12 protein-coding genes and 1 tRNA gene are annotated in these 12690 nt (G+C 53.1%); 6 read left to right on the top strand and 7 right to left on the bottom strand.

The features are described from left to right. Positions 1-95: 95 nt before the first annotated feature. A complete protein-coding gene (locus tag IPJ96_07680) occupies positions 96-854 on the top strand; it encodes a class I SAM-dependent methyltransferase (GenBank protein MBK7910229.1) in 759 nt (252 codons plus the stop codon). 200 nt (positions 855-1054) lie between these two features. Here the strand turns inward: IPJ96_07680 and IPJ96_07675 are convergent, their stop codons facing one another. Beyond that, positions 1055-3034, bottom strand: a complete 1980-nt coding sequence (locus tag IPJ96_07675) for a transglycosylase domain-containing protein (protein MBK7910228.1) — start codon at positions 3032-3034, stop codon at positions 1055-1057. 152 nt (positions 3035-3186) lie between these two features. On the opposite strand from IPJ96_07675, the gene IPJ96_07670 reads away from it, so the two are divergent. Further along, positions 3187-4431 carry an ATP-binding protein gene (locus IPJ96_07670; protein ID MBK7910227.1) on the top strand — a complete coding sequence of 415 codons (1245 nt, stop codon included), beginning with the start codon at positions 3187-3189 and terminating at the stop codon, positions 4429-4431. Further along, the gene (locus tag IPJ96_07665; GenBank protein ID MBK7910226.1) at positions 4428-5210 is read left to right on the top strand and encodes a hypothetical protein; all 783 of its coding nucleotides are present in this window, start codon (positions 4428-4430) and stop codon (positions 5208-5210) included. Before IPJ96_07670 ends, IPJ96_07665 begins: the two co-directional genes overlap by 4 nt. Before the next feature lie 26 nt (positions 5211-5236). Here IPJ96_07665 and rocD read toward each other — a convergent pair whose 3' ends face one another. Continuing rightward, positions 5237-6469, bottom strand: coding sequence for an ornithine--oxo-acid transaminase (gene rocD, locus IPJ96_07660; protein ID MBK7910225.1), 1233 nt, complete (start codon positions 6467-6469; stop codon positions 5237-5239). A 117-nt stretch (positions 6470-6586) separates the two neighbouring features. Between rocD and rlmD the strand changes: the two genes are divergently transcribed. From rlmD to IPJ96_07645, 3 genes are read left to right on the top strand one after another with little or no spacing between them, the layout of a single operon-like run. Continuing rightward, entirely contained in the window at positions 6587-7993 is a 1407-nt protein-coding gene (rlmD, locus tag IPJ96_07655) for a 23S rRNA (uracil(1939)-C(5))-methyltransferase RlmD (protein MBK7910224.1), read from the top strand. 10 nt (positions 7994-8003) lie between these two features. Continuing rightward, positions 8004-8534: a C40 family peptidase gene (locus tag IPJ96_07650; protein MBK7910223.1), complete on the top strand. Its 531-nt coding sequence runs from the start codon at positions 8004-8006 to the stop codon at positions 8532-8534. 4 nt (positions 8535-8538) lie between these two features. Next, on the top strand, positions 8539-9039 hold the full coding sequence (locus tag IPJ96_07645) for a phosphoribosyltransferase (protein ID MBK7910222.1): 501 nt from the start codon (positions 8539-8541) through the stop codon (positions 9037-9039). Here the strand turns inward: IPJ96_07645 and IPJ96_07640 are convergent. From IPJ96_07640 to IPJ96_07620, 5 genes are all read right to left on the bottom strand, one after another. Continuing rightward, a complete protein-coding gene (locus IPJ96_07640; GenBank protein ID MBK7910221.1) occupies positions 9036-9551 on the bottom strand; it encodes a shikimate kinase in 516 nt (171 codons plus the stop codon). The two genes, IPJ96_07645 and IPJ96_07640, sit on opposite strands and share 4 nt — an antisense overlap. 1 nt (position 9552) lies before the next feature. Further along, positions 9553-10788 (bottom strand): cation:proton antiporter, encoded by a 1236-nt coding sequence (locus IPJ96_07635; GenBank protein MBK7910220.1) that lies wholly within the window; start codon positions 10786-10788, stop codon positions 9553-9555. Next, entirely contained in the window at positions 10785-11690 is a 906-nt protein-coding gene (locus tag IPJ96_07630; GenBank protein MBK7910219.1) for a universal stress protein, read from the bottom strand. Before IPJ96_07630 ends, IPJ96_07635 begins: the two co-directional genes overlap by 4 nt. 112 nt (positions 11691-11802) lie before the next feature. Next, complete coding sequence (locus tag IPJ96_07625) at positions 11803-12537, bottom strand: TerC family protein (GenBank protein MBK7910218.1); 735 nt, start codon at positions 12535-12537, stop codon at positions 11803-11805. Between the two features lie 51 nt (positions 12538-12588). Continuing rightward, positions 12589-12665 (bottom strand) — tRNA-Pro (locus IPJ96_07620). Between the last annotated feature and the right edge of the window lie 25 nt (positions 12666-12690).

The following is a 12690-nucleotide window of genomic DNA, read 5'->3' as shown; positions in this document are numbered from 1 at the left end:
CGAACACAGAATAGTTCAGTCATCGAGATAAACACTGCGGCCGAGCGGTCGGGAATCCTGATCTTTTGGATACATTGAGCCCAAGTACTGGACGTATGAGCGAAAAAAAATTCTGGGATAAGATCGGCGGCAGTTACGCCGATGAGATATTCAGTGTCTTTGCAAGCGACAAATTTGGCCGGTTGAAAAAACTGGTCGAAAAGCATGCCGGCAAAAGAAAGGACGCCATCGACTTCGGCTGCGGCATTGGCAGGGCGCTTCCCTTGCTGGCTCCTAACTTCCGCCACGTACTGGCAGTGGATATTTCCACCGAGTTGCTGGCCATCGCTTGTCTTTACCCGGCTTTGAATGTCACGTATCAACAAGCCGACCTTGCCGTAAAAAACACCGGCCTCCCTCCTGCTGATTTCGCGTTCTGTGCCAACGTCGCCATCGGTGATCAACCCGAACGCAACTACCGGATTCTCGAAAACGTAACGAAAGGCCTCAAGAAAAACGGAACCGCGGTGATCGTGGTACCATCGGTCGAGTCCGCAGGGCTATCCAAATGGACCCTGATGAAGTTGTACGAGGCGGAAGGTAAACCTGCATACCGGATCCCGAAGGAAGACCGGAAGCTCCTGAACGGACTCGATCTGAAAGCCGTTCAACACGGCATTATTTCCATTGATGGTAACCCGACCAAACACTATCAACTCACCGAGCTTTTCGCGCTCTTCGACCGGGGCGCTACCCGCATTGAATCCCTCGACAAGTTGGAATACCCCTGGTCAACGGAATTCGCGGAACCTCCCGCTTCCCTGCGCGCCCCCTATCCGTGGGACTGGGTGGTGGAGGTGAAAAGGGTGAAGTGAGAAAGTTGAGACAGGTGACTGGTAATTAGTAATTAGTAACTAGTAACTAGTAATTAGTAATTAGTAATTAGTAATTGGTTAGTACTCGATCTCTGGTTTTTAATTTCCAGTTACCAGTTTCTAGTTTCTAGTTACTAGTTACTAGTTACTAGTTACTAGTTTCTAGTTACCAGTTTTCAGTTTCCGTTTCCCGTCTTCCATTATTCATTTCCGACTTCACCATTTTCAAACGGCAGCTCCTCTTGCTCTTCGATCTGGAGTGTGTCGATGGGGACGACCGCATCGCGGGCGGGTCCGGTGAGGATTACATTGGGGACGAGGGCATCGAATTCCTGTTGGGTGATCAGGTTTTTCCTGAGCATGTAATTCGAAACGATGCGGTAATAGCCTGCCAGGTAGGGTTTCAAAACCCCGGTGGAGTCAAAAGAATAACGGAAAGCCTTCGGGCGCGGCAGAAGTCCTGCGAGAAAGATGCTTTCATTAAGGGACAGGTCTGCTGGGCGTTTTGAAAAATAAAAAGGAGCCGCCTCCCCGATTCCATATACATTCGGACCAAGTTCAATGATATTGAGGTAGACCTCGAACATACGGTCTTTCGAAGTAATCCGATTTCGCTCGATCAGCCAGACGATGAGCGCTTCCTCCGCCTTACGCGCGACGGTCTTCTTACGTGTGAGGAAGACGTTCTTGATCAATTGCATGGAAATGGTGCTGCCGCCGCGGGCGAAACGACCTTGCTTCAGGTTCGTGGCTATCGATTTACGAAAAGCATCTTCGTTGAATCCAGAATGATAGAAGAAACTCCCGTCTTCCGAGGTCAGTACAGCGTTCCGGAAGTAGGGCGATATCTGATCCAGCGGAGTGAAGGCAGGATTGGACGGGCCAACCGGAAAGGAACGGACGAAGCGGTCGTATTCATATACCGCGTGTATGAATTCCCCATTCATACGACCCAAGCCACTGGAACCATAGGAGCGGATACGGAACCTGTCGCGGTCCAACCCGCAATCGAACCTGACCGAATCCGGAACGGCACGGTCCACGCCGATATCCAGATGAAACGAGAGTGTCCCGTCCGCCTTGATATCCCGCACGGTCTCGAAGATGCCTTCCGGAAGGGAACGGAAGAAGTCACTGCCTTCGAGCGGAAGCGTTTTCAAACGCAGGCTCGCTTTCCAGTTCTGCGATTTTTCAAAAGCGGCAGTTAGGCGAACGACGATCCGATTCAATTCAGCCGAGGAAGAAGAATCCAATTCGAATGTAGAGCCCTTCACCGATGCCAGTCCGTCGAAGCGGGCGTGTTCAACCCGGATCGTATCGTCAGAGATCCTGGCGTGATGGAGGAAAAAGCCTTCCGTCGAAACATGCCCCTTTAACTTCAGGGTCCGTTTACTGAAATCGGATTCATACAAGGCCAGGTGGAGCGTATCAAATCCTGCGGTCAGGTTCCAGCCGAGGATCGACAGAGGCAGCCGCTTTTGCTGCTGTGCCGGAGCGATCGTCAGGTCAAACACTTCTTTTCTCTGCGAGAAACTTCCCCGAAGAGTCCATCGGTCGTTGGTCCTGACATCCACGAGCATGCCCGCCAGGTTATCCCGGTCCGACCGGAACTCCGGCACCAGCAGGGATGCAAAAGCCGTGTCGCGTTTCCAAATGAAACGAATCGTGTCGAGCCGGGCTTGTTGCGGTGCTAAAGCAAAAGCCTGATCGATCAGGCGGTGCAACAAAGTGGCATAGTCGGATGTTCCTCGTGCTGAAGGTTGCGTGGTGACCGTACTGTCTTTCCCTGACTTCAAAAGAGCGGAATAGTTCGAACGCCCGTCTTGTTCCACCAACTGCAGGGTACATTTTAAGACGTGGATAGCGGAAATACCCGGTGTGCCGGTCAAGGCTCCCCAAATGGATGGCACGACCGACACCGAATCGATCGTCAATAAAGTATCTCCGGCCGGAGGCGCCAGGGACACACCCGTGATCCACACGGTTCTCCAGCCCGTAAAACCATCTGAACGCCAGTCGAGTTTCAGCCCGGTTCGTTCATCCAGTTTCCTTTGCACCTTTTGGAGGGCCTTCTCCAGCAACCAGGAGCGCGCGGAGAAGAAGACCAGGAGGCAGATGACTGGGATTGCCAGGGCAATCAGGAATAGTCGTCTGTACCGCTGTCGGGAAGGTCTTTTCATGGCATCTACCGGCAACAGGGGGAGGTTACCGGTAACGCTACGAAGATATTTGAACGAGACAAATTAGCTCTAGCCATACACACAAATACGTTAATAATTTTTCCAAACCTTTTCCAGAGACTTTTAGCAGCTCGGTAACTTGCTTCTCATACATGCCGGTTCATACTTCATTCAGATTTTTACTCCTGGCCAGTTGCTGGCTTTGGGCCTCCGCCATTCAGGCTGAAGGACCGGCCGCCGTGCTTCGTCCGGAGAATCGTTCTACCCTGGATGAGCTTCGTCAGCGTGCCGAAAAGCATGTGGCGTCGAATCTCAACCGCTTCGGCCTGGAATCGCTTCGGAAGTATGACACCTGGCTGGACACGCTGAGTGCGCAGGAACTCGGTGATTCCATCTCCATCCTGGAACGACAGTTTGAGCGCAACTCGACAAGCAGACACCAGGAACTTGGCAGCTTTCAACAGCAGGTCGATTCACTTCGGCTCGTCAAAGAGCAGGTAACCACCTCCTATCACGGCTTGCTGCGGAAATCAGGTATCGCCTTCGCGATCTGGTTGCTGGTCGTTGTGATCGCCATCCAGATTCGCCGTCGTTTAATGGGCAAGGCGAGTTTGCGGCTGGCTGCTTGCAAAGCCCAGGAAGAAGCTACCCGAAAAGCTGCTCAGGAAGGCGCCCTCCTCTTGCAGGATGTCAGTAGCAATGTCCGGCGATTTGAGCAATCCTCCCTGGCTTGCCGAACGCTTGTACAGGAAACTACCAAAGCCGATCAGGATCCCGCCAACCCCTGGAGCAAAGTGAGCAGCTTCCCCGACTTGCTTAAATCCTCAACCGGACTCGCCCAACTCATCCAACGTGATTACCAGGTGAAGGAAGCACTGAACCTGCTCGGACAGGCCGATGGTGATGAAAAGGAAAAGTGCGACATCAACCGTATTTGTGAAACGGCCCTGGATATCTGTACACTTGGCCATTCGACGGAGTTCGAAGCTCCCGGTCTGCAGGTCAGTCGCGACCTTGAAAAGAACCTGCCTCAGGTTTCCGTCAACCGGAGATTGGTTACCGGCTTGTTGATCGACATACTGGATAACGCGTTTCAGGCGGCACTGGACAAGCAGCGCCAGGCCATCAAGGGGTATCAACCGAAGGTCAGCATCAGCACCCGCGTGCTTCCTCGCTTCGTGCAGGTTCGGGTGAAAGATAACGGCATCGGGATCAGTGAGGAATTTCAGAAGACCCTTTTCGAGGAATTCAATACCACCCGTCCACTGGGTGAAGGTACCGGTTTAGGCCTCTCGGAGAGCAAACGGATCCTTACTGAACTCCACAAAGGCGAAATCAAGATCGAAAGTGATCCGGGCAATGGAACGGATGTTTACATCAAATTCTTCCACGCATGAGACGCCTGATCCTTCGGTTGTTTTTTTCGGTAAGTCTTCTCTCTGGAGCCCTCGCTGCATGGGGGCAGGGATCCACAAATCTGACCTCCATCTTACAGGCAGCGCGAAATCCTTACATCAAGCCGGAGGCCCTTGATCAACTCATGATCCGCCTGCGTTCACTTGAGCCGGGCAAGGATGGCGTGCAGCCCGATAGCCTATTCCTCGCTTATCGTCTCGTAGCCGACGGCTATGCCATCAACAATCACTTCCGCCAGGCATATGATTGCTACAATCGTTACCTCGGTATCAAAGAAACGATGCTGGGACAAGCCCGACGGGATTCGATCCGCGCAAGGCAGGAAGCAATTCGCGGGCGTGTTAAACAGGAAGAAGGACAGGTCATTGAAAGCAATAACCTGGTACAGAATCTCCAAATTGAAATCGATCAGCAAACCAGCCGGCACGCCTTCATGCGACAGTTCTTTTCGATCGCATTGGTGGCACTCACCGCTCTTATAGCACTCATGCTGGTCCGGTCTGGCATTCGGCTGAATGGCTACAAGCAGGACCTCAAAGCAAGTCAGCAGCATCTTCGCGAACTACACCGGAACGCCTTGCTTGGGAAGCTCTCGCGCGGGATTTTCAGTACCCGACTGGAGCGCCGCAGTGAGATCATGTCCAAAACGGATGAGTTGCTGAAACTACTGCAATCACTTCCTGCCGATCAGGCCACGGAAGCAGATCGCAAGCGTTGGCTGGAGCAAGCCCGACAGATCCGCGAGGCCTTTTCTAAGTAATTTGAAAATGGCAGGACAACCTGCCGTCAGAATTGCCGGAGGGTTTTCCGGATGATCTCCAGACACTCTTCCAACTGTGATTCGTTGATGATCAACGGCGGCGCGAACCGGATGATATCGCCGTGTGTCGGTTTCGCCAGCAAGCCATTCTCCTTCAATGCCAGGCAAACGTCCCAGGCATCCTTCCCTCCTGTCGGCTCGATCACCATGGCACAGAAGAGCCCTTTGCCTCGGACAAGGCGGATCATCGGATGATCGATCGCCTTCAATCCGCTCAGTAATAGGGCGCCGAGTCTTTCGGAATTCTCCGCAAGTCGTTCTTCTTTCAACACCGATAATGCTTCCATCGCCACACGCGCCGCGATGGGATTGCCTCCATACGTACTGCCATGCTGCCCCGGTTGGATACAGAGCATGATCGGATCGTCGGCCAGGACCGCGCTGACCGGATATACGCCTCCGGACAGTGCCTTTCCGAGAATTAAAATATCCGGACGAACATCTTCGTGATCACAGGCCAGCATCTTACCCGTACGGGCCAGGCCGGATTGAATTTCATCGGCGATAAACAAGACCTGCTTTTCCCGGCAGGCAGCGGAGCAGGCAGCGAGATAACCTTCATCGGGCACCACGACACCAGCTTCTCCCTGGATCGGCTCTACCAGGAAGGCTGCAACCAGCGGATCTTCCAGGGCTTTACGCAGGGCTGCCGCATCGTTGTAAGGGATCTTTACGAAGCCGGGCGTGAACGGCCCAAATCGTCCGTAAGAATCCGGATCCGTAGAAGCTGAAATGATCGAGATGGTGCGACCGTGGAAGTTACCTTCACAGACGATGATCTTGGCCTGGTTTTCCGGAATGCCTTTCTTCTCGTAAGCCCAACGTCTGGCCAGCTTCATGGCCGTTTCAACACCTTCTGCACCGGAATTCATCGGCAACACCTTATCGAAGCCGAAAAAACGGGTGATGAACTCCTCGTATTCTCCCAGCAGGTTGTTGTGAAATGCCCGGGAAGTCAGGGCAAGCTTCTGAGCCTGTTCGACCAGGGCTTTGACGATGCGTGGATGACCGTGTCCCTGGTTGAGGGCGGAATAAGCCGACAGAAAATCAAAGTATCGTTTCCCTTCGACGTCCCATACATAAACGCCTTCACCGCGTTCTAAAACCACCGGAAGCGGGTGATAATTGTGAGCGCCGTACCGGTCCTCTTTTTCAATCGCCAGTTCGGTACGGGTCTTATCCAGCACGGTGGTTTTCATGGAATTCGGCATAAAATACAAAGGTAATGAATCGGCTGCCGGGATGCCACCCAAGTTCCGCGAAGTCGCTCGCTTTTTGGGCGAGTGAACCGTTTTTCCGTGCTATTTTCGCAATCTATGACACTTCCGAAACCCGGCGATCTGCTGGAAAACCTCCCGCTGACTGATACCAGTTCCGATGGCAGAGCCCTGGCGCGACTGGAGAATTTCGTTGTCTTCGTGGAAGGCGGAGTACCCGGCGATCGGGCGGATGTACACATTTACCGAAAGAAGAAAAACTTCGCGGAAGGTCGTGTGGAAAGAATCGTGACCCCTTCACCCGACCGCATCGATCCTGTCTGTAGCCATTTCGGTTCATGTGGCGGCTGTAAATGGCAGCACTTTTCATATGCGAAGCAACTTGAATCGAAACAGGCGTACGTGCGCGACGCATTTGAACGCATCGGAAAATTGGATATTCCCGCTCAGGAGCCTATCCTGGGTTCCGCGGACATCTTCGCGTACCGGAATCGTCTCGACTTCAGTTGCGCGAACAAACGCTGGCTGACCCGGGAGGAGTTGAACAACGGAGCAAGCGCTGTCTGCAATGTCATCGGATTTCATGCACCGCAGCGCTTTGATAAGGTACTCGACATCGATCGTTGTCATCTGCAGGACGATCGTTCCAATGTCATCCGGAAATCCGTACTCCACTATGCGACCGTGAACGGATTCGAGTTTTTCGACCCGCTTTTGCAGACCGGTTTTCTCCGTAACCTGACCATTCGCAACACATCGACTGACGAGTGGATGGTGCTGGTGGTTTTCGCTTACGAAGACGAGTCGAAACGGATCGGGTTATTGCAGCATCTGTCGGACCAATTCCCATACATCACTTCGCTGCAATTCACAATCAACGGCAAACGCAACGACACCTTTACCGGACTCGATTTCGTCTGTTTCAAAGGAAAAGAATTCATTGAAGAAGAAATGGAAGGATTACGGTTCAGGATCTCCCCCAAATCCTTTTACCAAACGAATTCGCAACAAGCCTATCGGCTCTATCAGGTGGCACGCGACTATGCGGGATTGACCGGAAAAGAGAATGTCTACGATCTCTATACCGGCACCGGCACCATCGCCCTGTTTGTTGCACGGCAGGCTGCCCGGGTCGCAGGTATCGATTACGTCGAAGAAGCGATCGGAGACGCGCGCATCAACGCACGCAATAACGGTATCGACAATGTTTCCTTTGCGGCCGGAGACCTCAAAGCGACCCTGAACGAGGCGTTCATTGAACAGAACGGATGGCCGGATGTGGTGATCACGGACCCGCCGCGCTCGGGTATGCACGAAGACGTGGTGGCGACCCTGCTGCGCCTGAATCCCGAAAGGATCGTCTACGTAAGTTGCAACCCGTCCACCCAGGCACGCGACATCCAACTGATGGATGAAGCCTATTCTGTGGTGAAAATGCAAGCCGTCGACATGTTCCCCCATACCACCCATGTGGAAAATGTTGCCTTGTTGGTGCGCAGGGGCTAACTTAGCAGGCATGTACCGCGTACCCCTTTTCTGCGCTTTTCTGCTTTCCATGTCCTTATCGGCTGCAACGCCCCGGCTGTTGCCCGGACAGGATACCGATCCCGAACAGCAGCAACTGGAATGGTGTTTCATCTATTCCAACAGTCTGGGTTACAACATCGATTACATCAACAATCCCCGCTTGTATGAAAAAGTGAAGCAGTGGCTGGGAACGCCGTATCGTTATTCCGGGGAAACGATGAACGGCATCGACTGCTCCGGATTCGTTTGCCAGGTATATAAGGACGTTTACGATAAAATTCTCGCAGGCAGTTCCCGCGATATTCATAAAAACACGGTAAAGATCCGGGAAGATGAATTGCGGGAAGGCGACCTGGTCTTTTTCAAGATCCGGAAAAGCCGCGTTTCTCATGTCGGGATCTACCTCGGCCAAAACAAGTTCGCGCATGCCAGCGTGCAACGCGGCGTGATCATTTCCGATCTGTCGGAGGACTATTACCGAAAGTACTTCTATTCAGCCGGTCGGCTCAAAACCAACTGACCCCATGCAGGCCACGACCATCCTGAACGCAACCCAGTCGGAGCAACGCATTCAACGACTTGCCTGGCAGTTGTACGAAGACAATTACACGGAAAAAGAGATCCTGCTGATCGGCATCTTACAGAATGGATACCCGCTGGCAGAACGCATTGCAGCGGCCCTGCGGAAGATCGCCCCTTTCCAGGTGCACCTCTTCAGTCTGAAGATCGATAAACACAGCCAGGATGTAGGCGAACCGGTGATCGCCCCCTCCCTTCCCGCGCTGCAAGACAAAGTGGTTGTGCTGGTGGACGACGTACTGAACTCCGGGAAGACCCTGATCTACGCGCTCAAACCGTTTCTCCGTGCCGACATACGCAAACTACGAACGGTTGTGCTGATCGATCGTAATCATCGACGGTACCCGATCGCCGCGGACTTTGTGGGGCTTTCCCTTGCAACCACCTTGCAGGAACATGTCCAGGTGACGTTCCAGGGCGAGAGCGCTGTCGCCGAACTCTCTTAACCACCGTCAAGCCGGTGCATGATCATCGCCACTAATTCACCGGCGCTGACTTGCTCCGGGTCGATCACCAATCGGGCTTGTTGATAATACGGCGACCGCTCGATCAGGTGGCGGTGAATGGTTTCCATTAGGTCGATCTCTCCAATGCCGGCCAGGAGTGGTCGATGCTCCCGTTCGCGCACGAGTCGATGAAACAAGGTTCCGGGCGAAAGCTGCAGGTAAACGGTCATGCCGTTATTGTTCATCCATGCCAGGTTATCGGCGAAAGTCGGCAATCCGCCACCGGTGGCTACCACCAGGTCGGGTTGTTGCCCGGTAGCATGCAATGCTTTCTGCTCCGCGATACGAAAGGCGCCCTCCCCATGCTCTTCGAATAGCTGCCGAATTGATTTTCCTGTTGTCGCTTCAACCATGGCGTCCGTGTCAACAAAGGAATAACCCAAGCGCTCCGCGAGTATCTTTCCTAAATGGCTCTTACCGGCTCCCATATAGCCGAGGAGGTAGATTCTCATGTCAATTCTTTCCGGATAAGGTTGCTTTGATCAGCGGTCCGCTACTCAAACTGGTAAGCAAGGCCATAACGACCAGGGCGACGAAAATTTCGGGCGTTATCAAGCCGGCCTGAAACGCAAGCGTACCCAGGATGATCTCCATAGCGCCCCGGGCGTTCATGCCAAAGCCTACAGCCAGTGCACTCCGGAAATCCATTCCGCCCAGCCAGGCACCGCCTGTGGATCCGACCAACTTCCCCGCCGTAGCGAGTACCAGCACCAGTAGTACCGTTACCGGTTCAAAGTGCGCGAGAAAATTCACTTTCAATCCGATGCTGACAAAAAACAAGGGTGCAAAGACGTTCGTAATAAACTGATGAATGATTTCCCGGGCCCGTTCGTGTAAGTGCACGCAATCACCCAGCGCGATACCGAAGATGAAGGCCCCAAGGATCGCATGCACGCCGACACTGGCTGTAAACGCGGCGCAAATCAGACAAAACCCCATGGCAAAAGCCAGAATCCCGCCGGGCCAGGAAAGTTTGTGCTGCGCAAACGGTACGAAGCGGTTGAGCAGTTTACGTCCGACCGTCAGCATGAGTATGCCGAACAGGAAGATGTATAAGATCGTTAAACCCAAATCGGTCCCGACTCCACGGTTCTCCAGCAGGGCCAGTACCACGGAAAAGATGAGCCAGCCAGCCAGGTCACTGAACATGGCAGCCGCCATGATCAGCATACCGATCCGCGTCTTGTAAAGGTTCAGATCCATCAGGATCCTGGCAATGACCGGGAGAGCTGAAATGGCCAAAGCGGTACCCATGAACAAGGCGTAGACGAGTCGTGACGGTCCCGCGTGATAGCCCATCCATTCGGGGAAATGCCAGGTGATCCAAAATCCGAGCGCGAAGGGTATCACCAGGGAAAAAAAGCTGGTGAATAATGCCAGCCGGCCTTGTCGCAGTACGATCGGCAGTTGAACCTCGAGTCCTGCCACAAAGAGCAGAAAGACCACCGACAATTGTACGATCCCGTCAAGCGCGACGGCACCGCTTCCACTGGTCGGGAAAAGTTGTTGTTGCAGGTCAGGAGCCAGCGATCCGAATACCGTTGGCCCCAACAGTATACCGACGATCAACTCACCCATCACCACCGGCAATCCGAAACGGCGACCGGTCTCGGCCAGTATCCGAGAGATCAGCAGGATGATTCCAATGGAAAGAAACAACACGACGATGTCGTGATGAGTCAGGTTCATAGGGGCTGTTCCGGCATTCGGGAATGAACGATCAGCAGACTGCAAGGCATGTCGGAAAGCAGGTATTCAAGATCGTGCGTGAAGATCCGGTCGAAGATGCTTAGATGATGGTCCGGGCTGTTCACAATCAACAGATCGGCTTTCCTGGCCAGTGCGAACGAACGAATGGTATGCCCACTCTTACCAGGTATGGCCTGAAACCGGAGTTGAACGGCGCCCGGATCCAATTGATCTTTCATTCGATCCCAGCGGAGTTCTTCTTCCCGGATGACATTGTGATGGACTTGCTCCAACTCCTCTTCGGTCGAACCGTTGGCAAGGCTCATGCTAAGGGCCGGAATGTCGACCTCGGTAGCGACCATCAACTCCGCTGCACCTTCCTTCTTGACGAAGTACAAAGCAGTTTCGAGGGTCGAAAGCGTCTTGGCGTGTTCATGACCGTTGACGATGACATGTTGAAACGAAACCGGATGCAGTCGGGGTTCGGTGATCATGAGGACGGAGCACTTCGCTTTCCGGCTGACTTCCCTGGAAACCGAGCCCATGTAGTACTGCAACATGTTTTCCTTCTGCAGGGCACCGATGATGAGCAAGTCAACGACGTTTTCCCTGCAAACCTTGATGATCGCATCCACCGGCTGTCCCTGTTCCCAGATCACAGCGGAGTTCGAATCATTGAAACCATAGTGATTCAGGAAACCAGCCAATTGCCGTTGCTTTTCGGGAGTTTTCTTCCCGACGTGGATGAATAGCGCCTTCGCCTGATGCAACTGGGCCAATCGGGCAGTTTCAGCGATCAGGGCTTCCAAGCGCGGAGAAAAGGCCAATGCAAGGGCAATGGTCTCGAAGGGAAACGGGGCGCGTCCTTTGATCATGGTCGTCGGATTGACGGGTTCAGACAAATCTAACAGAAATTACCTGAAAATGAAGCACATTAACGCACTTCACACGACCAAATTGTCATTAAAAAGGAATGAAAAGCCTGAAATCTCCCGTTTACGGAAAAATCAAGGCTCAATGAGAAGATCCACGATGTAACTGCCGCAGGCGAATGTTGAGCATCTCCACAATGAGCGAGAATCCCATGGCCACATACACATAGCTCTTCTCGATATGGAGATGAAACGCCTCAACGATCAAGAGTCCACCGATACAAACCAGGAACGCGAGGGCCAGCATCTTGATCGTAGGATACTTGTTGATGAAGTTGCTTACATAGGGCGCGAACAACAACATCACGATCATCGAAATCACTACCGCGGTAATCATGACCTGCAAGTCACTGCTCAGTCCAACGGCTGTGAGGATAGAATCAAAAGAGAAAACGATATCGATCAACGCGATCTGCAGAATGGCTTGCGTGACCGTCAGCTTCTTTTCCTTGATCACCTTTCCATTTTCATCCAACTCCGGTGCGGAAAGTTTATGAATGATCTCTTTAAGTGTCTTGAACACCAGAAATACACCGCCTGCAAACAAGATCAGATCTCGTCCGCTCGGCGAAAGCGGTCCTACCTGGAATAAAGGTTCCGTCAGGTGCACCAGCCAGGAGATCCCCAACAACAAGACGATTCGAAATACCATGGCCATGGTAAGACCAAGGGCGCGGGCACGCTGCTGGTCCTTCTTCGGCAGGTAGCCGGTGAGGATGGCGATGAAAATGATGTTATCGATACCCAGCACGATCTCCAACAGGACCAGGGTAACCAGTCCGATCATGCCTTCGGCAGTGAAGAGGGATAGCAGCATCAGCAGTAAACAAATGGAATAGGCCAGAACAAACTGGCCTATTCCTGAATCTGGTCGGGGTGGCGGGATTCGAACCCACGGCCTCCAGCACCCCATGCTGGCGCGCTACCAGGCTACGCTACACCCCGAAAAACCGGCCGAAAACCAGGGTTC

Source organism: Bacteroidota bacterium (assembly GCA_016713765.1).
GTDB lineage: Bacteria > Bacteroidota > Bacteroidia > AKYH767-A > 2013-40CM-41-45 > Pollutiaquabacter > Pollutiaquabacter aromativorans.
Note: the sequence above shows the minus strand (reverse complement) of the source record. Positions and strands in the feature narration are given on the sequence as shown.